General features: G+C 67.3%; 19 protein-coding genes and 7 pseudogenes. 9 read left to right on the top strand and 17 right to left on the bottom strand.

Features of this window, described 5'->3' with window-relative positions; genetic code table 11:
• Positions 1–25: 25 nt before the first annotated feature.
• Positions 26–834, bottom strand: a pseudogene (locus L3V85_RS00125) (SDR family oxidoreductase).
• A gap of 75 nt (positions 835–909) precedes the next feature.
• Here L3V85_RS00125 and L3V85_RS00120 point away from each other — a divergent pair.
• From L3V85_RS00120 to L3V85_RS00110, 3 genes are all read left to right on the top strand, one after another.
• On the top strand, positions 910–1,884 hold the full coding sequence (locus L3V85_RS00120; protein WP_272934592.1) for an AraC family transcriptional regulator: 975 nt from the start codon (positions 910–912) through the stop codon (positions 1,882–1,884).
• Between the two features lie 115 nt (positions 1,885–1,999).
• Entirely contained in the window at positions 2,000–2,308 is a 309-nt protein-coding gene (locus L3V85_RS00115) for a type II toxin-antitoxin system RelB/DinJ family antitoxin (RefSeq protein ID WP_237677435.1), read from the top strand.
• Positions 2,305–2,601, top strand: coding sequence for a type II toxin-antitoxin system RelE/ParE family toxin (locus L3V85_RS00110; RefSeq protein WP_237677434.1), 297 nt, complete (start codon positions 2,305–2,307; stop codon positions 2,599–2,601). The genes L3V85_RS00115 and L3V85_RS00110 overlap by 4 nt, the downstream gene beginning before the upstream one ends.
• Before the next feature lie 70 nt (positions 2,602–2,671).
• On the opposite strand, the pseudogene L3V85_RS00105 reads toward L3V85_RS00110, so the two are convergent.
• The 5 genes and pseudogenes from L3V85_RS00105 to L3V85_RS00085 all read right to left on the bottom strand — a co-directional run bounded on the left by L3V85_RS00105 (position 2,672) and on the right by L3V85_RS00085 (position 7,888).
• A pseudogene (locus L3V85_RS00105) lies at positions 2,672–4,909 on the bottom strand (putative bifunctional diguanylate cyclase/phosphodiesterase).
• Positions 4,906–5,646 (bottom strand): GGDEF domain-containing protein, encoded by a 741-nt coding sequence (locus tag L3V85_RS00100; protein ID WP_237677476.1) that lies wholly within the window; start codon positions 5,644–5,646, stop codon positions 4,906–4,908. Before L3V85_RS00100 ends, L3V85_RS00105 begins: the two are co-directional and overlap by 4 nt.
• Positions 5,647–6,036 carry a DUF1987 domain-containing protein gene (locus L3V85_RS00095; protein ID WP_237677433.1) on the bottom strand — a complete coding sequence of 130 codons (390 nt, stop codon included), beginning with the start codon at positions 6,034–6,036 and terminating at the stop codon, positions 5,647–5,649.
• Positions 6,037–6,070: 34 nt separating this feature from the next.
• Positions 6,071–6,640 (bottom strand): annotated as a pseudogene (locus L3V85_RS00090) (SiaB family protein kinase).
• A 15-nt stretch (positions 6,641–6,655) separates the two neighbouring features.
• Entirely contained in the window at positions 6,656–7,888 is a 1,233-nt protein-coding gene (locus L3V85_RS00085; RefSeq protein WP_237677431.1) for a SpoIIE family protein phosphatase, read from the bottom strand.
• 258 nt (positions 7,889–8,146) lie between these two features.
• Between L3V85_RS00085 and L3V85_RS00080 the strand changes: the two genes are divergently transcribed.
• Entirely contained in the window at positions 8,147–8,674 is a 528-nt protein-coding gene (locus L3V85_RS00080; RefSeq protein ID WP_237677475.1) for a DUF1566 domain-containing protein, read from the top strand.
• Here L3V85_RS00080 and L3V85_RS00075 read toward each other — a convergent pair whose 3' ends face one another.
• Together L3V85_RS00075 and L3V85_RS00070 are read right to left on the bottom strand one after the other, a co-directional pair.
• Complete coding sequence (locus L3V85_RS00075; protein ID WP_237677429.1) at positions 8,675–9,715, bottom strand: ketopantoate reductase family protein; 1,041 nt, start codon at positions 9,713–9,715, stop codon at positions 8,675–8,677. It lies immediately after the preceding gene.
• Positions 9,705–10,871, bottom strand: a complete 1,167-nt coding sequence (locus L3V85_RS00070; protein WP_337250108.1) for a porin — start codon at positions 10,869–10,871, stop codon at positions 9,705–9,707. Before L3V85_RS00070 ends, L3V85_RS00075 begins: the two co-directional genes overlap by 11 nt.
• Positions 10,872–11,020: 149 nt before the next feature.
• Here L3V85_RS00070 and L3V85_RS37420 point away from each other — a divergent pair.
• From L3V85_RS37420 to L3V85_RS00045, 5 genes and pseudogenes are all read left to right on the top strand, one after another.
• Positions 11,021–11,957: pseudogene (locus tag L3V85_RS37420) on the top strand (fumarate hydratase).
• Positions 11,958–11,963: 6 nt separating this feature from the next.
• Complete coding sequence (locus tag L3V85_RS00060; RefSeq protein ID WP_237677474.1) at positions 11,964–12,434, top strand: fumarate hydratase C-terminal domain-containing protein; 471 nt, start codon at positions 11,964–11,966, stop codon at positions 12,432–12,434.
• A complete protein-coding gene (locus tag L3V85_RS00055) occupies positions 12,389–12,580 on the top strand; it encodes a hypothetical protein (RefSeq protein WP_237677473.1) in 192 nt (63 codons plus the stop codon). Before L3V85_RS00060 ends, L3V85_RS00055 begins: the two co-directional genes overlap by 46 nt.
• A gap of 102 nt (positions 12,581–12,682) precedes the next feature.
• On the top strand, positions 12,683–13,606 hold the full coding sequence (locus tag L3V85_RS00050) for a Bug family tripartite tricarboxylate transporter substrate binding protein (RefSeq protein WP_237677472.1): 924 nt from the start codon (positions 12,683–12,685) through the stop codon (positions 13,604–13,606).
• Between the two features lie 20 nt (positions 13,607–13,626).
• Positions 13,627–14,373 carry an HpcH/HpaI aldolase family protein gene (locus L3V85_RS00045; protein ID WP_237677471.1) on the top strand — a complete coding sequence of 249 codons (747 nt, stop codon included), beginning with the start codon at positions 13,627–13,629 and terminating at the stop codon, positions 14,371–14,373.
• On the opposite strand, the gene L3V85_RS00040 is transcribed toward L3V85_RS00045, so the two are convergent.
• From L3V85_RS00040 to L3V85_RS00005, 9 genes and pseudogenes are all read right to left on the bottom strand, one after another.
• A complete protein-coding gene (locus L3V85_RS00040; protein WP_237677470.1) occupies positions 14,360–14,509 on the bottom strand; it encodes a hypothetical protein in 150 nt (49 codons plus the stop codon). The two genes, L3V85_RS00045 and L3V85_RS00040, sit on opposite strands and share 14 nt — an antisense overlap.
• A gap of 88 nt (positions 14,510–14,597) precedes the next feature.
• Positions 14,598–15,119, bottom strand: a pseudogene (locus L3V85_RS37500) (transcriptional regulator); the annotation flags it as partial.
• A gap of 33 nt (positions 15,120–15,152) precedes the next feature.
• Positions 15,153–15,983, bottom strand: coding sequence for a hypothetical protein (locus L3V85_RS00035; protein ID WP_237677469.1), 831 nt, complete (start codon positions 15,981–15,983; stop codon positions 15,153–15,155).
• A 37-nt stretch (positions 15,984–16,020) separates the two neighbouring features.
• Entirely contained in the window at positions 16,021–16,647 is a 627-nt protein-coding gene (locus L3V85_RS00030) for a flavin reductase family protein (RefSeq protein WP_237677468.1), read from the bottom strand.
• Positions 16,648–16,671: 24 nt separating this feature from the next.
• Entirely contained in the window at positions 16,672–16,836 is a 165-nt protein-coding gene (locus tag L3V85_RS00025; RefSeq protein ID WP_237677467.1) for a hypothetical protein, read from the bottom strand.
• Positions 16,836–17,108 carry a hypothetical protein gene (locus L3V85_RS00020; protein ID WP_237677466.1) on the bottom strand — a complete coding sequence of 91 codons (273 nt, stop codon included), beginning with the start codon at positions 17,106–17,108 and terminating at the stop codon, positions 16,836–16,838. Before L3V85_RS00020 ends, L3V85_RS00025 begins: the two co-directional genes overlap by 1 nt.
• A 19-nt stretch (positions 17,109–17,127) precedes the next feature.
• The gene (locus L3V85_RS00015; protein WP_237677465.1) at positions 17,128–18,036 is read right to left on the bottom strand and encodes an amidohydrolase family protein; all 909 of its coding nucleotides are present in this window, start codon (positions 18,034–18,036) and stop codon (positions 17,128–17,130) included.
• 19 nt (positions 18,037–18,055) lie between these two features.
• Positions 18,056–18,996 (bottom strand): annotated as a pseudogene (locus L3V85_RS00010) (tripartite tricarboxylate transporter substrate-binding protein).
• Positions 18,997–19,016: 20 nt separating this feature from the next.
• Positions 19,017–19,197 (bottom strand): annotated as a pseudogene (locus tag L3V85_RS00005) (hypothetical protein); the annotation flags it as partial.

Below are 19,197 nucleotides of genomic sequence, written 5' to 3'. Positions count from 1 at the left end.
GAGCCGATGACGCGCGGCTAAGCCTTCATCCGCAGCATCGACCGCATTCCCGCAAGGAACTGCTCGTCGGTGCTGTTCCAGCGCGCATCGGCCAGGTGGGTGCTGTCGGGGCCCGCGGAAATCGCAGCTTTTCCGACGTTTCCGTGGCGGCCGCGAACACGGCCGCCGCGACCTGATTCGGCGTCGTCACCGCGCCAGCGACTTTGAACTGCGCCAGGAGTTGTCCTGCATAGGCCTGGTACGGCGGCGAGATCAACCCGTCCATGCGGTCCATGCCATTGGCCGTGAAGGCGGTACCGGGGCCGTAGCCCGGCTCGACGAGCCGCACGTGCACGCCGATGGACTCCAGCTCGAAGAACAGCGCTTCGGTGAACCCTTCGATCGCGAACTTGCTGGCGGCATAGGGTGCAACCAGCGGCATCCCCGCGAAGCAGACGCTGGACGTCACGTTGACGATGGCGCCTTCGCCGCGCTCGCGCATGTGGGGAATCACGGCCTGGCTCATGGCCATTACGCCGAAGGTGTTGGTCTCGAACAGCTCGCGGATGGTTTCCTTGGGCGTGACCTCGAAGGCCGAGAACAAGCCGATGCGGCGTTGTTGACCAGCACGTCGATCTGGCCGAAGGCCGCGATGCCTTGGTCTACTGCATGCGCGATGCTCTCGTCGTTCGTCACGTCGAGCCGGACCACGCGCAACCGCTCCGAAGACGCTCCCAGAAGCGCCGGGTCGGGCTTGCGCATCGTCGCGATGACGTTCCAACCCAGCGCCAGGAAATGCGCTGCCGTGGCCTTGCCGTAACCTGAGGAGCAGCCCGTGATCAGTACCGTTTTCATGTTCGTCTTCCTTTCAAGATGGGTCGATGCTAGGGCGCTTGACCAAGACGATCCATATCGCATAATCTGGATTTCATGCGAGATCGTCTAAATGCGGACCCACTGGCTTCCATCGTGGCCTTGCTGCGACCCCAAACGGTGCTGTCCAAGTTCGTCAGTGGCGCGGGCAGTTGGGCGGTGCAATATCCGAGCTACGGGCAGCCCAGCTTCTGCCTGATGGTGCAAGGCTCATGCTGGCTGAGGCTGGACTCGGCAGATCCCTTTCTCATGGAACCGGGGGACTACGTATTGCTGCCCGCAACGCCGGGTTTGCGCATGGGGAGCGACCTCGAGGCAATGGATCGCCCCGCCATGCGTATCGCGGAGGCGAGTCCGGCGGGAGAGGTCCGACATGGCACCCAGGAGGACGAGGCGGCGGTGAGGATGCTCGGCGGCTACTTCCTGTTCGACCCGACGAGCGCTCCGCTGCTGGTGGGGCTTCTGCCCATGGTGGTCCACATCAAGGCGGCGGACAGCGGGGCGGCGCGTTTGAGCTGGATTGCGCGCGCCATCGGCGAAGAGAGCATGACGCCGAGACCCGGTGGCGACGCCATCCTGACGCGCCTTGTCGAGATCATGCTGATCGAAGCGCTGCGCTGGCAACCCGCGCAGGACGCAGCGCCGATTTCAGGACTCCTGGCGGGCCTGGCCGATCCGCGCATGGCGAATGCGCTGCGACTGATTCATGAGGACGTCGCGCGGCGCTGGACCATCGAGGATCTCGCGAGCAAGGTCGGCATGTCGCGCGCGGCCTTTGCCGCGCGCTTCACACAAATTCTTGGCGCGCCACCGATGGAGTACGTGCTGCGATGGCGCATGGCCCTGGCTAAGGACATGCTGTGGCATGACGGACTCTCGCTCGGCGAGGTCGCTCATGCAGTCGGCTACCAATCGGCAAGCGCGTTCAGTGCTGCCTTCAGTCGTTCCGTGGGGCTCTCTCCCAGCGCGTTTGCACGCACGGGGCGTGCCGATCCGCCTGCAGCCCCTGCAGAGGCTAGGCTCGACGCTTGAACCTTCGCGGCATGGCGGCCGACTGCACACGCCTCCGTGCCCGCACCGTGAGCAGCTCATTTGTCATTCAATTGAATTACAATTGATCGATTGTTTTCTGACCAGGAGGGCCGCCATGGCCGCAAACGCATTGGTGCAGACCCGCATCGACGCCGAAATCAAGGAGCGCGCGACTGCTGTGCTCGACAACATCGGTCTTAGCGTGTCGGATGTGATGAGGATCGTTTTGACGCGCGTGGCAAAAGAGGGCGCGTTGCCGGCGGGCCTGACCGTCGATCCCGCGGCGTATGACGCCTGGTTCCGGGCCAAGGTCCAGGAGGCCTTGGACGACCCTCGCCCGGGTATTCCTCATGAAAAAGTCGAGGCGCATTTCGCCAAGCGTCGTGCGGCCGCGCAGCTCAAGGCCGGTGAAGGTGGCGCGTGAGGCTTGAGTGGTCGCCGCTGGCGATGGATGACCGCGAGCGAATATTCGATTTCATCGAGAAAGATGACTCACGCGCGGCAATCTCGGTAGATGAGCGCATTGCCACGCAGGTATTGGTGCTGCTGCAGTTTCCAGAGGGCGGGCGTCCGGGGCGCATCGAAGGAACCCGCGAACTTGTCATTCGTCGCACGCCATACATCGTGGCGTATCGGGTCGAAGAAGATGGCGTTCGCATCTTGCGAGTTCTTCACAGTGCACAGTCGTGGCCCGGTGGACTGACAGATCTGTCGTGAAGACGCGTGGCACGCAGATCTCATGGTTCGACAGCGCGAGGGCGTGTGGTCCGCAGGCCGCCCTCATCGATCAGGCCCCGTCCAGCCCGCTGTGAAGCGCGATGCCCTCGCGCCGATCGGCCCGCTGCTGAAGCCAGCGGAACAAACTGTCCTTGTCCATGGGCGGAGCAATGCAGTAGCCCTGGCCTTCGTTGCAGTCCATGGCCAGCAGCGCTTGCCAGGCGGCATCGTCCTCGATGCCTTCGGCCAGCACGTGCAGGCCGAGCTTGCGGCCCAGTTGCACGACCATTTCGGCGATGCGTGCCCCTTGCGTCTCGCTGAGCTGGCGCACGAAAGTGCCGTCGATCTTGATGCGGTCCAGCGGCAGCCGCTCCAGATAGCTCAGCGATGAATAGCCGGTGCCGAAGTCGTCGATGGCAATGGAAATGCCCTCGGCCCGCAAGGCGGTCAAAGTGGACTCCAGCAGTTGCGTGGGCAGCACGGCGACGGATTCGGTGATCTCCAGTTCCAGGTGGCTGCCCTGGAGCCGGCTGTGCGACAACGCCGCGCGCACGGTCTCGAAGAACCCCGGGTCCCGCAACTGCACGGTCGAGACGTTGACGGCCATGCGCAGCGGCGCGCAGCCCGCATCCAGCAGCTCGCGCATGGTCATGCAGGCCGTGGACAACACCCATTGCCCGAGCGCCACGATCAGGCCGGAATGCTCGGCCACCGGAATGAACCGGTCCGGCGGCACCAGATTGCCGTCATCGGCGCGCCAGCGCAGCAGGGCTTCAGGCCCACCAGCGCGCGGGTGTTCAGGTCGATTTGCGGCTGATAGACCAGGAACAGCTGCGCGTTGTCGATGGCGGCACGCAAATTGGACAGCAGCAAGGCGCGAGCGCGGGCCTCGGTGCCCATGTGCCCGGAGTACTGCAGGTGCTGGCCGCGGTGGTCGCGCTTGGCGCGCTTCAAGGCAATCGTGGCGTCCTTGACCAGATCGACGCCAGCCTGTGCGTCTTCCGGAAGCAAGACGTAGCCGCAGGTCAGCGAGACCTTGTGCGGCACGCCGTCGACGGCCAGCGGCTGGCGCACGCATTCCAGCAATTGCGTCGGCGACACCTGGCCGACGGGTCCGAGCACGCCGAAGGTGTCGGCGCCCAGGCGGGCCAGCACGACTTCGGCCGGCAATGCATCGGCCAGGCGCCGGGCCACGGTCTCCAGCAGGCGGTCGCCGAAGCGGTGGCCCATGACGTCGTTGGTGGCGCTGAAGTCGTCGATGTCGACCAGCGCCAGGATGTGGTCCCGCATGCCCTGCCGTGCGCAGTCGTCGACCTTTTCGACGAAGTGGGTCCGGTTGGGCAGTCGCACGAGCGGGTCGTAGTAGGCGTATTCGTGCAACCGCTCCAGCAGCCCTCGGCTGTGCAGCAGCGTGCTGAGGTTGACGCAGAACACGTCCAGCAGCTGCCGGTCGACAGTGCCGCGCAGCCCGGTGGTGTCGATGAAGACGGCCATGTCCTGATCGTCCTTGCGGCCGATGTGCAGGGCCACGCCGCCGTCCTCGCCATAGACGTTGCAGCCGAGCGAGCGCGCGGCGCAACAGGTGCAGCCCGGAGAGCTCGGGCAATTCGGGCAGCGCATCCAGCGGCAGATCGACCAGGCCGGTGAACCGGCCGGCCGCCGCCACCACGCGGTACGGGCTGGCCGGCTGCATGCCCGGTGCACAGACCAGGCCGTCCCCGGCCGCGCCGAGCAGCGCGATGAGCTGGGTGATGATGCTGCGGGCAAAGGCGCGCAGATCGGTCTCTTCGAGCAGCGAGGCGCTGGAGCGCACGATGAGCTCCAGGCTGCGGCTGTTGGCCTCGATGGCGCACAGCTGCTTGTAGGAGCGCACGGCCGTGACGACCATGGCCAGCAGGCGGTCCTGCGTGAGCTCGGCCTTGGTCCGGTAGTCGTTGATGTCATAGCGCAGCAGCGTGTCCAGCGCCGGCACATGGCCCGGTCCGCCCGTGCGCAGCACGATGCGCGTGTTGCGCAGGCCGGCGGTGTGGCGGATGAAGTCCACCAGGTCCAGCCCGGCTTTCGTGCTTTCCGTCACCACGTCCAGGATGACCACGGCCAGGTCGTGCTCGCGCAGCACGAGCGCGCGCGCTTCCTCGCCCGAGTAGGCATGCACGAACACCAGGGGGCGTTCGAACAGCGTGAGGCCCTGCAGCGCGGCGCGCGCTGCCGCATGCACGTCGGCGTCCTGGTCCACGACCAGCACGCGCCAGTCGGGCGCCCGGCCCTTCGCGCGGGCCGACCGGCCCGGCTCAGCCTCGCGCCTCATGCGGGTTGCGCGTGGCCGGATGCGAGCGCGACCTGGTTGCGTCCGCCGCGCTTGGCGACATACAGGGCTTCGTCGGCCAGACCGTAGGCGCTGTCGAAGTTGCTGCCGCGCGGCGACCAGCACACGCCGAAGCTGGCCGTGACGCCGCTGCCGTCGGGCAGATCGAATGCATACGCCTCGATGGCACGCCGCAGCGCCTGCGCGACCTGTCCGCTGGCATCGCCGCCTTGCCCTGGCAGCACCACGGTGAATTCCTCGCCGCCGACACGGCCGATCTGCGCCGTCGTCGGCACCTCTTGCTTGAGGCAGCTCACCACGGCCTGGATGACGCGGTCTCCCGTGGGGTGGCCGAAGCTGTCGTTGATGCGCTTGAAGTGATCGATGTCCAGCACGATCAGTGCGATGTCACCGTCCGAAAAATGGCTGTTCACGAGCTCGATGATGGCCGCCCGGTTGAGCACGCCGGTCAGCGGATCGTGCGTGGCGCGGTATTCGAGCTCGGCCGCCAGGTCCTGCAGGCGCAGGTTCAGCTGGTTCATGTCGAATTCGGCCCGGTCACTGCGGCGCACCAGCCGGCGCGTTTCGCGCAGGAGCCGTTCGTAGGCCGTGAGCAGTTCGCCCAGCGCCTGCCGGCAGGGTTCGGACTGCGTCGTGGCGCTGGCGTCGTAGGCGGCGCGCGCGGCTTGCAGCGCCCGGCTCTCGGCGTCGAACAGATCCGGCGGTGCGGCGGTGTCCATTCAGGCCGGCTTCACGGGATGGCTCGCGAAGTCGATCGCGGGAAAGTCTTCGCTGAGCTCCTGGCCGAATTCGAGGATGGTGTCGTCGTCCTCGTCGTGGTACCAGTTCAGGTTCACCCGGTTGCCGGCCTCCACCGCGTCGTTGAGCGCCGCGATCAGGTTGAACAGCATCTTGGTGCTGGAGCTGTTGAAGTAGGCCAATGCGATATTGACCTCGATCTGGGTGCCGCTTTGCTGGGCCAGGTATTCCTTGAGTCGCGCAATCACCTCGCCATAGAAGGCGGCGGCGTTTTCGGGATAGGACTCGCCCCGCAGGCTGAGTGTCCGAGCGTCGAACTTGAAGTCCACCTGGGGGGAACTGGGCGTCGGGGCGATGTAGAGGTTTTCCATCTGTAATCTCGATTCGTTGCCGGGCTTGGGCGGTTTAGATCGCCGCCTTCAGGTAGAACACCGGGAGCCACCGGCGCTGTCGGCAGCGTCGAAATCGAACTCCAGCGGCTCGCGGGCGTCGCGAGCGACCGTGAGAAGTCCCATGCCCGCGCCTTTGCTGCCTTCGGGCGTTTCTTCGCGCAGCGTCTGGCGGTAGGCCTGCTTGATCTCTTCCAGCGTCATGCTGCGCAGCGTCTCCAGCTTCTCGCGCAACGCATCGGCGATCGCGGGCTCGACGGGGTTGGCGCACAGCAGTAGAAAGCCGCCGTCGCTCGCGGCGGATGCAGACCGAGCCGTGGCGCAACTCGCCGCTGTCCAGGCTCGCGGCCGTGAGTGTATCGGCCGAGTAGTGAATGATGTTCTGTGCCATCTCGACGAACGAGGAGAACAGCTTGCGCCGTGTCGGGCCGGCCACGCCGGCCACCTCGAGCTGCAGCTTCACGGCGTCGGACATGGCGGCCACGATGTGCTGGGAGAAGTAGCCCACGTAATAGAAGATGACCTGGTGTTGGCGCGCCACGTTGAAGAAGGAACCGTACTTGTCGGCGATCGGGGGGAAGGGCATGGGTGAATTCCCGTGTCAGGTGCGGAAACAGAAAAAGGTCAGGTCGTCGCGGCGGTGGTGCTCGCCTTGCCAGGCCCGCAGGGCGTCCAGCACCGCCTGATTGACTTGCGCGGCCGTGCGCCCGCGCTGCTCGAGCAGCAGTTCGCGCACGCGACGCTTGCCCAGTGCGATGGCGCGGGGGCCGCCGACCTGGTCGATCAGCCCGTCGGTGCTCACGAAGACAAGGCTGCCCTGGGGCAGGTGCAGTTCCTGGTTGGTCCAGCCGAAGTCGAACTCGGTGTCCATGTAGCCCACGCCCTTGCGCTGCCCCTCGACCAGTTCCACGGCATCGGCGCCGGGGCGCAGCAGGAACAGCGACAGCCGGGCGCCGGCAAACACCAGCCGGCCATGCGCGGGCTCGAACCAGAAGCACGCGGCGTCCATGCCGTCGTCCGAGCCGGGCGTTGCGTCCTGCCCGTCCATCTGGCCCAGCATATGTTTGATACTGCGATTCACGTTGCCCAGCAGGAGGGCGGGGTCGCGCGGCCCGTGCTGCTCGATGGCCTGATTCAGGTTGGTGGAGGCGATCAGCGTCATGAAGGCGCCGGGAACGCCGTGCCCCGTGCAGTCGGCCACGGTGGCGAACCAGCCGTCCGCCGCGGTGCTGAACTGGTAGAAATCGCCGCCGACCACGTCGCGCGGCTCCCACACCAGGTGGGCCTCGGGACAGGCGCGCGACAGGGCGTCGAGCGAGCTGCGCAGGGTGGAGCGCTGGATCACGCTGGCGTATTCGATGCTGTGCATGATCTGGCGGTTGCGCGACACCTGCAGGTCCGCCACCAGGCGCATGAGCTGCAAGCCGTTGCCGACGCCGGCGAACTCGCCGTCGCGCGTGATGATGAAGCCGTCGGACAGGGCCTTCTCGCCGTGCGCCACGGTCTTGAAGGTCAACGCTTCCAGGTCCAGCGCCGCATCGACGATCAGCGGGTCCTTGTCCATGAAGGCGATGCAACTCTTGCGGCCATACAGCTCGACGCGGAACGGCTTGCTCATCTGCGACAGGAAGATGTTCCGGTTGATCAGGCCGATCGGCTGGTTCTGCTCCACCACCGGCAGGCTGACGAGGTCGCGGTGCCGGTTGAAAACCTCCATCACCTTCTCGTTCGTCTCCTCGGTCGTCATGCACGGCACTTCCGTGCAGAGATCCGCCGCGCTGGGCTGGCGAAAACGCGGCCGGAAATCGCTCAAATACTCGGAGGTTTCGGGCATGGAAAACGGCGCCTGCTGGATAGATGTGTACTTATGTTATGTTTTAACGTTTCGTATCTATGACAGTCGGATGACGGCTCTCCGCGGCTGCTCTGACAGGCGAAGCAATTGCGGGCCGGGCGCGGCTGAGCGAAGCCGGTGCCACCTCCTAGAGTGGAAAATCCGCCAAGAACCTATATGTCATGGAGGATTTTGAATGCGCGATGCGAAGCCTTGGTCGTCGGCGGCTGCTTTGATGACCCTGTTGCTGCTCGGCGGTTGCAACGAACAAGCCGTTTCACCACGACCCGCCCTGAGTCGGCGGCTGTCGTCACCGATGCCACCACCGGGTTGCGATGGCTGCGCTGCGCCGTGGGCCAGACCTCGAAGGGCGAACGTTGTGTGGGCGAGCCCGAGAGGCTGGGCCTGATGGATGCCCAGGCACGCGTTCACGCGCTCAATACCCAAGGCCATGAGGGCATCACCCAGTGGCGGCTGCCGACCATCGGGGAACTGGCCGCCCTGCGGCGCTGCGACCACGGACTGGTGGACGAGAGCTTCACGCTCGCACTGAGCCCCGAGCAGTCTCCCGTGACCCTGCCACGCTGGTGCGTAGGCGAAACCACCATTCCCACCATCGACGCGGCGCGCTTCCCCGATACGCCGCCCATCAAGTTCTGGTCGGGCTCCGGCAGCGAGGCCGATCAGCACTTCTATGCCGTGAACTTCGGCAACGCGTGGATCGGGCTGAACGAGGACGCCGAATCCACGCACGCCGTGCGCCCGGTGGCCGACCGGGCGCGCTGATCAGCGGGCCGAACTTCGCGAGAAGTACAACCCGGCCTGCTGCGCCCGCATGCAGGCCAGCGCGAACGCGCTCTCCAGGTAGGGCACCGGCTGCTGCAAGGCCGATGCGCTTTCGAGCGCGGCACCGAGGATCGCATCGAGTTCCACGCCGCGGCCGGCCTCCATGTCCTGCAGCATCGAGGTCTTGATCGCGCCGAGCTTGCGTGTCTGCGCCATGCGCTGCGCCGTGTCGGTCTGGATCGTCAGGCCCAGCCGCCGACCGAGCGAGATGCACTCGGTCATCATGCGTTCGAACAATTGGCGCATCGGATCATCGTCCAGCATCCGGTCGGTGGTCACGCCGGTCAGCAGGCTCAGCGGATTGGCACAGGCATTGCCCAGCAATTTGAGCCAAAGCTCGCTGCGGATATCGTCGCTCGCGACGGCGCCAAGCCCGGCGTCAGCCAGCACGCCGGCCCAGTGCTGCGCACGTTCGCTGAGTCCGCCGGCCGGCTCTCCGACCACGACGCGTCCGCCGGCGCTGTGCACTACCACGCCCGGCTCCGAACAGTGGCAGGACGCCATCACGCTGCCGCCGAGCACCTGTTGCACGTCGATGCTTCTTTCGATGGCGCCTTCGGGGTCCACGCTTCGAAGACGCAAACCGGACAGCGGCTTTCCGGGCACCAGGAAATACCACCACGGCAAGCCGTTGCCGACCGGCAGAACAGTGGCTCCTTCTTTCAGCAGGGGCGACAGCGTGGGCACCACCGCCGGCAGCACGTGCGACTTGAGCGCGAGCACCACGAGTTCGGGCGGCTCCATCTCGAGCGGCGATGCCGCGGCGCGAACCGCGATGCATTGCTGCGGCTGCGGGCCGCTTGTGTAGCGCAGGCCGTGCTCGCGAATCGCTTCCAGCGTGGCGCCGCGGTCGAGCACGGTGACCGAGTGCCCGGCCTGCGCGAGCCGCGCCGCGAAGTGGCCGCCGATGGCGCCCGCGCCAATGACCGCGATGCGCAGGGGGCACCCGTTCGTCGGGGTGCGCATGGAATCAGAAGGCATGGCGAAGCCCGAAGTCGTAGCCGGTCGAGCGGCTTGGCACAAGAGCGCCCGACACGAAGCTCGGACCACCCACGGACAGCGCCGCGCCGTTCCTGTTGTCGATGCGCGCAACGCTCGCATACAGGGCGGTGCGTTTGGACAGGTTGTGCACGTAGCTCAACGCCAGCTGCCGCGCCTTCGGGTCCGGCGTGGTGTTGAACGGCCGGTGGTAGTCGTACCGCACCTTTGCATAAGACGCCCGGATCACGCCCGGCCCCACCGGCACGTTGACGCCGAACATCAATCCCGAGAGATCGAGGTCGGACGCTGTACTGGCCGCCAGGCCGGTGACGATCGTCCGGTTCTTGATGCGCGAAACCTCGCCGAAGAGCTTCGCCACGCCCAGGTCGTAGGCCGCGCCGAGGTTGACGGTGTCCTGTCGCAGCGTGGTGCCCGTGAGGTAGTCGCTCAGCAGCGTGTTGCGACTGAGCGCCAGGGCCACGTTCAGCGGCCCCCGGTCGTAGCCGAAGCGTCCGCCGACGAAGCGGCCCGAACGCGTGTCGGTCGCGGCGGGCGTCAGCACGCCGGGCGAGGTCTGGGTCTTCTCGTTGAAGGCGTACTGCACCTGTCCATAGAAGCCCCCGAGGTTCGGCGGCAGGAAGTAGGACACCATGTTGCTGCTGCGCGCATAGGCATTGGTCAGCACCGGGGACACGCCCGCCGATTGCGGCACGCCCATCTTGCTCATCGCGGTGCCGGCGCGGTAGAGCAGGTTGACGCCCACGCCATTGACGCCGAGCGGGTCGAACACGAAGTCGTTGGTGAAGGTCGCGTTGATATCCCGGCCCAGGCGGATCTCGCCGAAGCTGCCGGACAGGCTGACTGTCGAGCGGCGCGCGAAGCTCTGGATGCCTTCCTGCCCCGAGTCGTTGGTGATCGATGATTCGAGCCAGAAGCTCGCGGCCAGTCCGCCGCCCAGGTCTTCGACGCCGCGAAAGCCGACGCGGCTGGACGCAAGGCCCGAGTTCGACAGCACCCGCTGGCTCGCGGTGACGCTGCCCTGGTTCCGATAGAACGGATTGGCCAGCGTGGCCGATTTCGGGTCCGTCGACTTGTTCGAATAGCCGCTGATGCCGCATCGACCACGCCGAACAGCGTGACCGAAGATTGGGCGCACGCCGCACCGGCCAGGCCGGCGGCTGCAAGTCCCATCGCGAAAAACCTCATTGCTTGTCTCCTCCATGAAAGTTGGGGCGCATTGTTGGAGGGCGACGGCACCGGCGCAAACGAAACGTTCAGACTTTCTACAGGTGAAAACTTCAAAGAATGCGCTTGAACACTTGCTCGCGACAGCGCATCGTACGGGCCATCGAGACAAGCGAATCCCACGTAAACATGGCCATCGACAGTGCCACTCTTCAACGAGTGACGGCGCAGCTCTATGAGCGCTCCCTGAAGAAAATTCCCGACGACACGCGTGCCGCGCTGCAGCGCGCCGAAACAGCCGAGACCGGCAGCACCGGCAAGCACACGCTCAAGATCATGCTGCACAGCGCCGACGCCGCGCAGCAGGGCAACGAGCTGGTGTGCACCGACGTCGGCATTCCCACCTACAGCATCAAGATCGGCACGCGCGTGCAGTTCGACGGGCCGGTGCGCGAGGCCATCGTGCGCGGCTTTGCCGACCTGGTGCAGCACATCGACCCGCCGATCCTCAAGATGGTGACCAACCCGCTCACGCATGCGCGCAGCTGGCGCAAGGACATGCCGCTGCTGAGCTTCGATGTGATCGACGACGCCGACTACATGGAAATCGTCTGCGCGCCCAAGGCCATGGGCACCGGCCGTTGGGAGGCCGTCGACGCCTTCGTGTACCCGACGCTCGAGCAGATCGAGAAATTCGTGCTCGACACCGTGCTGCGCGCGGGCTCGCAACCCTGCCTGCCCATCGTTGTCGGCGTGGGCATCGGCGGCACCTTCGACTACGCGGCGCGGCTGGCCAAGGAGTCGGTGCTGCGCCTTCGGCCGCACCAACCCGGAGCCCATCCTCGCGGCCATGGAGCAGCGCCTGCTGGACGCCATCAACGCCATGGGCTTCGGCCCCATGGGCACCGGCGGCGATGCCAGCGCAATGGCGGTACACATCGACTATGCGGCGAGCCATGGCTTCGTACCGGTCGCGGTGTGCTTCAACTGCTGGATCAACCGCCGCACCTCAGCGCGCATCTACAACGACGGCCGCGTCGAAGACCTCAACTGGTAGGCCGCGATGCTCCACAAGCTTGAACTTCCCCTCTCGCGCGAGAAGGTGCGCGAACTCGCGGTCGGCGACATGGTGACGCTGGACGGCGATATCACCGTCAGCATCGGCCTGCCCACGCACCAGCGCATGGCGCAGGCCGTGGCCGACGGCCAGGCGTTGCCGGTCGATCTGCGCGGCGGCGCCTTCTTCCACCTGAGCACCTTCGTGCGCGAGACCGCCGACGGCCCCGTGCCGCTCTACATGAACCCGAGCACCAGCACGCGCTACAACGCCTGGATGCCGCCGCTGGTGCGCGGCCTCGATCTGCGGCTGACCGGCGGCAAGGGCGGGCTCGACGCGGCCTGCGTGCAGGCGCTGCGCGACACCGGCTGCGTCTACCTGTCCTTTCTCGGCGGCGGAGCGCCGCTGCTCTCGCGCTGCTGCGCCGCGTGGTGTCGTCCCATTGGAACGAATACATCTCGCAGTTCCGCCTGCTGACCCTGAACGTGGCCGCGCTCGGCCCCGCCACGGTGGCGATCGATGCCCACGGCAACAGCCTCTACGACCAGCTGCGCGATCAGGCGCAGGCCCGCATGCCGCAATTGCTGCAGCGACTGGAAACCGCCCGCAAGGCATCCCTTTAGAAAACCTCAGGAGACTTCAAGAATGAACAGGAGACATTGGCTCGGCGCGAGCCTGGGCGCCATCGGTGCAGTTGGCGCAGGCGTGGCCGCGAGCTCTCGCCGATGGCTGCATGGGCCTCGAACAGCGGGTGGCCGAACCGCCCGATCCGCATGGTCGTGCCCTTCCCGGCTGGCGGCAGCACCGACATGGTGGCGCGCTATCTCGCGCAGGGCCTGGGCGAGCGCCTGGGCGCCCCCGTCGTGGTCGACAACCGGGCCGGCGCGGCCGGCAACATCGGCACCGACGCCGTGGCGAAGGCCGCACCCGACGGTTACACCATCGGCCTGGTCACCTCGGGCCCGCTGGTGAACAACAAGTTCCTCTACAAGTCGATGCCCTTCGACGGCGACAAGGACCTGACACCGATTGCGCTGGTCTGCGAGATCCCGATGGTCTTCGTCAGCAACCCCGAGCAGCTGAAGGTGCGCAACCTCAAGGAGTTCGTGGAGGCGGCGAAGGCCAAACCTTCCGCGTTCTCCGTCGCCACGCCCGGCAACGGCACCATCGGCCACCTGGCGCTGGCCGACCTGTCGCAGACAGTCGGCGTGCGCCTGCAGGACGTGCCTTATCGCGGCGACACCCCCGCGCTCACGGACCTGCTGGGCGGCGTGGTGCAGGCCATCTCGGCGCCCGTCTCCACCTTCATTCCGAACATCCAGGCAGGCAAGCTGCGCGGGCTGGCGGTGACATCGGGCACGCGCTTTCCCGGCCTGCCCGATGTGCCGACCGCCAAGGAGCAGGGCATCGACCAGACGGCGACGGTGTGGTTCGCGATGGTCGGGCCGGCAGGCATGCCGGCACCCATGGTGCAGCGACTCAACGCCGAGATCAACCGCCTGCTCGAATCCCCGCAGGGCAAGAGCAAGCTGCAGCAATACGGCGGCGTGGTGGCAAGCGGTGCGCCGGCACTGCTGCGCCAGCGCATCGAGGCCGACGGCCAGAAGTGGCAGCGCGTGATCAAGACCGCGCAGATCAAGCTCGACTGAAGAAAGGCAGGCATACGCCCATGAAAGACAGCAGCACGGCCGAAGCGCAACTCGGCACCTTCGTCAAGACCGGTTCGCCGCAAACCGTCGAAGTGCTCGGTACCACCGGCCTGGACTTCGTCGTGGTCGACGCCGAGCACGCGCCCTTCGATCGCGCGCTGCTCGACCTGATGGTGATGGGCGGGCGCGCCGCTGGGATACCGGTGTTCATCCGCATCCCGGAGATCAATCCGGCGGTGATTCTTTCCTGCCTCGACATCGGCGCGGCCGGGCTGCTGGTGCCGCACGTGGACACCGCCGAACAAGCCCGCGAGGTGGTGGCCATGGCGCGCTACCGCGGCGGCCGCCGCGGCTACTCGGGCGGCCCGCGTTTTGCGGGCTACGCGAGCCTGGGCATGGCGCAGGCGCTGCAGCTGGGCGACCAGGCGCAGATCGTCTGCCAGATCGAGAGCGCGCAGGCCGTCGAGGAAGCGCAGGCGATTGCCGACGTGCCGGGCGTGGCGGGCCTGTTCGTGGGCCGCGCCGACCTGGCGTTGTCGATGGGGCTGGACGATCGCGCGCCGGAGGTGCTGCAGGCCACCCGCGTGGCGCTGCAGGCGGCCACGCGAGCCGGCAAGCTCGCGGGCATGCACGTGGGCGGCACGCCCGAGCGCGAGCAATTCATGGCCGAGGGCGCCAACTGGTTCGTCGTTTCGTCCGACCAGACCTTGCTGCGGCAGGCGGTGCAGGCCTTTGCCGGACCGCCCAGGACATCTAGAGCGCGCTGAGCCGCTCCCTGATGCGCAGGGCCATCTCCTGCATCGGCGGCAGGAATTTCTTCACCGCCTGCTCTTCGCTGATGGCGGAGGTGATCCATGTGAGCCCGGCGCTGGCCACGACCCTGCGTCCTTCGAAGATGGGCACGGCCAGCGTGTTCGAGACCGGCCTGACATCGGGCGCGCAACGCATAGCCCTGCTGGCGGATCTGCCGCAGCATCGCCTGCACGGTGCGCGGCTGGGCCGCCGGCGCATTTTCCGGATCGTCCGAAACCCTGAGGATGTCGAGCAGCGCGCGGCACTCCTGCGCCGTGCAGGCCGCGAGGTAGACCCGGCCGAGCGCGCGCGTCATGAAGCTCAGGCGCATGTTGATGCTGGAGTGCAGCAACGACAGCGGCGAGCTGGGAATCGTGCTGTAGCGGATCACGACCGCGTCGTAATCGGGCACCGCCAGCGCAATGGGCCATTTGAGTTTGCGCGTCAGCTCGTCCATGGGGCGCATCGAGGCCTCCACCAGTCGCGGCTCGCCGTGGTAGCCCGACGACAGCTGCCGCACGCCCGATGTGAGGCTGTAGGCCCCGTACTGCGGTGCCCGTGTGACCAGCCCCTTGCCCTCCAGCGTTTCGAGCAGCCGGATCAGGGGGCGGGAATGCCGTCTGGCGGTGCAGCGTGTCGAGCGTGCAGACGGGGAACGGTTGAGCGCGGCCAGTACGTCGATGGCGCGCTCGACGGCACGGATGGGAGTGAAGGATGGCATGGAGGGCGCAGTGTAGGCCGCGCCTGTCGTGCTTCAGCCGGCCTTGCGGCGCTCGTAGTCGCCTGCGTTGGCCACCCAGCCCTTGTCGATGAAGTCGTGCCGCGGCGGCGAGAACACGTCGATCAGCAGATGGCGGCCCGGGCCCACGCCTTCGGTGGTGTGCACCAGCAGCACCGGCACCGTGATCATCGAGGGCGAAGGCGCGTGCAGGTGCTCGTCGTCGCGCCACTGGTCGGCGTTGCCGCCCCAGTTGACGCGCAGGTGGTGCACGAAGTCGCCCGCCATCGCCAGCGAGCCCTGCTCGAAGTCGGCGTGGTTGTGCGGGCTCAGTTGGGTGCGGTCGCGCGCCTCCTGGTATTCGACCCAGTTGATGCTCAGCGTATCGGTCTGGAACATCTTGAGCCGGGGCTTGTCGGCCGGGGGCTGGATCGCGTCGACTTCCATGACGCGGATCGCACCGGCGGATGCGCGGCGGTAGTCGTCGCCGACCGGACGCACCCGGGCGTCGGGCACGGCGTAGTCGGTCTGGTTGCGCGCCACGCCGGGCGCCAGGTCGGGCCGCGAAGACGCGACCAGCGCGGCGCGGTCCGTGCCCTGGCCCGTACCCGCGAGGCGCACCGTGACGGCGCCGGCCGGCAGCACGCAGACGCTGCGCCCCGGCACTTCGCGCACCTCGGCACCGGCGTGCACGGTGGCGCCGCCGTCGGGCAGCAGCAGCAGCATCTCGTTCAGGCTGGTGGCTTCGACCGGGGCCGCGCCCTCGATCCATTGGACCCAGAAGTTCTGTCCGCGCGCGACCGAACCCGGCGCAAGCTCGTGGACCGAGGCGCGGCGTACGCCGGTTTCGGGTGTGGTGTTCGTCATCGTGTTCCTTTCATTGACTTGATTGCGGTGCGTGCCGTCAGTCGCGCCGCGGGCTCGGCCGCGAGAGTTCGACCAGCGGGCCGACCGACGCGTACTGGTTGCCGCCCAGCCGCGTGAGCAGGGTGCGCGCCACGTCGAAACGGCCGTTCGGCTCGACGAAGGCCGGGTCCAGGTGGATACCGACCACCCGGCCGAACACCACGTTGCTGACCGTGTCGCCCGGCCCCTGCGGCTCGATCTCGACGATGCGCAGCAGCTTGCATTCCATGCTCGCCGGCGAGCGCGCCACGCGCGGCGGTCGCACCTTCTGGCTTTGCGCCTTCTCCAGGCCGGCGAGTTCGAACTCGTCGGTGCCGTAGGGCGCGTCGAGCGAGCTGATGTTCATGAGGTCGCGCAGCTCCCAGGTCACGAGGTTGGTGACGAACTCGCCGGTCGCGCGCACGTTCGTGATGGTGTCCTTCTCGTGCCGGTCGGCGGGCGCGTTGCAGGAGAACATCACCACCGGCGGCGCCGTGGAAACCAGGTTGAAGTGAGAGAACGGCGCCAGGTTGACCTGGCCTTCGGGGCTCATCGTGCTGATCCAGCCGATGGGCCGGGGCGCCACGATGGCGTTGAACAGGGTGCGCTTGAAACCGGGTGCGTTTTCGGGGTCGATGAAGAGCATGGGGACTTCTTTCGTTCGAGCGCTTCAGCCCGTGGTCGGCGTGTCGTCCCGGAACAGCGGACGCAGCGTGCGCAGCGCGTAGAGCCAGGCCCCGTCGGGCTGGCGCACGACCGTCTCGCGCACGTCGGCGATCATGATCGCGGGCCGGGAGGGCAGCACGCCTTCGCCGTCGGCAGCGTAGAGGCTCATCACGTAGTTGCAGTCCACGCGCTGCGGCGACACCGGCACCACGCGGAAGTTCTGCACCACGTGCAGCGACGCGCGCGCCGCGCCTGCCGCGCGTTGTAGAAGTCGGCAATGGCGGCGCGGCCGGTGCGCGACTTCTGGCTGGTGGTGAATACCGCGTCCTCGGTGTAGTAGGCGTGGGCGTCCTGGCCCCAATTGAAGTCGACCTCGTACCAGTAGTCGACGGCCAGTGCCTCGAGCGCCTGGCGAATCGCGAGTTTTTCGATGTGGTTCATGCGTGGCTTTCGTGCCGTTTCAGTCTTGCCAGTAAAGGCGCGTGGGGTTGTCCACCAGCAGCTTGTGGAGCACGGCGGGATCGTCTGAAAAAAGCGGCAGCAGGTCGACCAGCTTGCCGTCGTCGGGCATCTCGCGCACGCTGGGGTGCGGCCAGTCGGTGCCCCAGAGCACGCGGTCGGGGCCGCCTGGATCAGCCGGCGCGCAGGGCACGGCGTCCTCGAAAGGCAGGCCCGGTCCCGACAGCAGGTGCGAGGTACGCTCCGCGCCGCTCACCTTGACCCAGCAGCGTTCGTCCTTCATGAGTTCGAGCAGCGCGTCGAAAGGCTCTTGCCGCGGGCCGCTTTCGGCGAGCACGCGGCCCATGTGATCGATCACGTAGGGCAGCGGCAGCTCGTCGAGGAACTGGCGGTACACCGGCAGGTCCTGCGGGTCGAAGTGCAGCACCAGGTGCCAGCCCAGCGTCTTCACGCGATGGGCCAGGCTGCGGATGGCGTCGAGATCGGGCGCGCCGCCCAGCCGCCGCACGAAGTTGAAGCGCAGCGAACGCACGCCGCCCTCGTGCAGGGCTCGCAGCTCGGCGTCGGCAATGGATGCGGGCACCATCGCGACGCCGCGGTAGGTGTCGGGCGACTGTGCGATGGCGTCCAGCATCGCGCTGTTGTCGTGGCCGTGGATGCTGGCCTGCACCAGCACCACGCGCTCGATGCCGAGCAGCGCATGCAGCGCGCGCACCGCCGCCGGCGCGTCCGTCGGTTCGTAGGTGCGTTTGGGCGAGTACGCAAAGCGCGCACCGGGCCCGAACACGTGGCAGTGCGCGTCGCAGGCGCCGGGCGGCAGCCGGTAGGCGGGCCGGCTGGGGTTCGGGTGCGGCGGGGGATTGACCCTGAGAGGAGCGGGCGTGCCGGTGGTTGTGCTGATGTCTGTCATGGTGTGGTGCGTTGTCTCTTCATTCGGCCTTGAAGCCGGAGCGTTTGATGGGGTCTTCCCAGCGCTTGTACTGGGAGGCTTGCGTGCTCGCGAGCAACTGCGGGCTGCCGTGGTCGGCCACCATCGCGAGGTTCAGGAGCTTGTCGCGCACGTCCTGCGATGCGAGCGCCTGCGCCACGGCCTTGTCGATGCGCTCGGTGGCGGCGGCCGGCATGTTCGCGGGCCCATAGAGGCCGAAGAAGTTGTCGACCACCACATCGATGCCCGATTCGCGCAGCGTCGGCACGTCGGGCAGGGCGGGCGTGCGCTGGGCGCCGGTCACGGCCAGAACGCGCAGCTTGCCGTTGCGGTGCATCTCCACCACTTCGGCCGGGCTGTCGATCATCAGCGGCACCTGTCCGCCAATCAGGTCCTGGATGGCCGCGCGCCCCGGTAGGGCACATGGAGCAGCGGAACGCCGGTCGCCTGCGCGATCACCAGCCCCGCGAAATGCGGCACCGAGCCCGCGCCGGACGTTGCATAGGAGGCCTTCGCGGGGTTGGCCTTCATCCACGCGAACATCGCCTTCACGTCGCCAGGCGGCACGGCCGGCCCGACGGACATGGCAAGGTCCAGCGTGGTCAGGCGCGAGACCGGCGTGAAGTCCTTGACCGGGTCGTAGCCCAGGCTGGCCGGGTAGAGCCACGGCAGGATGGTCAGCGCGCCGCCCGGCGCGATGGCCAGCGTGCGCCCGTCGGGCCGCGAACGCTTCAGCTCGCTCAGCGCAATGCGCCCGGCCGCGCCGGGCCGGTTGTCCACCAGCACATTGGTGTTCAGCGAAACCCGCAGCTTGTCCGCCAGCAGGCGCGCCACCGCGTCCACGCCGCCCCCGGGCGGAAAGCCCACCAGGATGTGCGTGTGGTGTCCTGCGCCCACACGGAAGGCACGGGCGAGGTCGCGCGCCGCGAGCGCGAGCGACATGGAGAAGTGGCGGCGTTTCATCATGGGTGGTCTCCTTTTCTTGTTGTCGGCTGGTCGAGTGCCGTGTTCAGCGCCTGCGCCAGCAATTCGATGCCCCGATCGATCTGGGCGGGCGGCGCGGTCACGAAAGACAGGCGCAGCAGGTTGCGGCGCGATCGGTCCGCGAAGAACGCGAAGCCGGGCACGTACGCCACGCCAAGC

Source organism: Variovorax paradoxus (assembly GCF_022009635.1).
GTDB lineage: Bacteria > Pseudomonadota > Gammaproteobacteria > Burkholderiales > Burkholderiaceae_C > Variovorax.
This window is presented reverse-complemented; position numbering and strand designations above follow the sequence as displayed.

What these genes read in the sequence shown, in the direction of transcription:
- L3V85_RS00075 (WP_237677429.1), bottom strand. Translation starts at nt 9,715, where the DNA reads ATGCCTTCTGATTCCATGCGCACCCCGACGAACGGGTGCCCCCTGCGC.
- L3V85_RS00100 (WP_237677476.1), bottom strand. Translation starts at nt 5,646, where the DNA reads ATGGACACCGCCGCACCGCCGGATCTGTTCGACGCCGAGAGCCGGGCG.
- L3V85_RS00025 (WP_237677467.1), bottom strand. Translation starts at nt 16,836, where the DNA reads ATGAGCCTCTACGCTGCCGACGGCGAAGGCGTGCTGCCCTCCCGGCCC.
- L3V85_RS00030 (WP_237677468.1), bottom strand. Translation starts at nt 16,647, where the DNA reads ATGCTCTTCATCGACCCCGAAAACGCACCCGGTTTCAAGCGCACCCTG.
- L3V85_RS00095 (WP_237677433.1), bottom strand. Translation starts at nt 6,036, where the DNA reads ATGGAAAACCTCTACATCGCCCCGACGCCCAGTTCCCCCCAGGTGGAC.
- L3V85_RS00015 (WP_237677465.1), bottom strand. Translation starts at nt 18,036, where the DNA reads ATGACAGACATCAGCACAACCACCGGCACGCCCGCTCCTCTCAGGGTC.
- L3V85_RS00035 (WP_237677469.1), bottom strand. Translation starts at nt 15,983, where the DNA reads ATGACGAACACCACACCCGAAACCGGCGTACGCCGCGCCTCGGTCCAC.
- L3V85_RS00050 (WP_237677472.1), top strand. Translation starts at nt 12,683, where the DNA reads ATGGCTGCATGGGCCTCGAACAGCGGGTGGCCGAACCGCCCGATCCGC.
- L3V85_RS00120 (WP_272934592.1), top strand. Translation starts at nt 910, where the DNA reads ATGCGAGATCGTCTAAATGCGGACCCACTGGCTTCCATCGTGGCCTTG.
- L3V85_RS00085 (WP_237677431.1), bottom strand. Translation starts at nt 7,888, where the DNA reads ATGCCCGAAACCTCCGAGTATTTGAGCGATTTCCGGCCGCGTTTTCGC.
- L3V85_RS00060 (WP_237677474.1), top strand. Translation starts at nt 11,964, where the DNA reads ATGCTCCACAAGCTTGAACTTCCCCTCTCGCGCGAGAAGGTGCGCGAA.
- L3V85_RS00045 (WP_237677471.1), top strand. Translation starts at nt 13,627, where the DNA reads ATGAAAGACAGCAGCACGGCCGAAGCGCAACTCGGCACCTTCGTCAAG.
- L3V85_RS00115 (WP_237677435.1), top strand. Translation starts at nt 2,000, where the DNA reads ATGGCCGCAAACGCATTGGTGCAGACCCGCATCGACGCCGAAATCAAG.
- L3V85_RS00020 (WP_237677466.1), bottom strand. Translation starts at nt 17,108, where the DNA reads ATGAACCACATCGAAAAACTCGCGATTCGCCAGGCGCTCGAGGCACTG.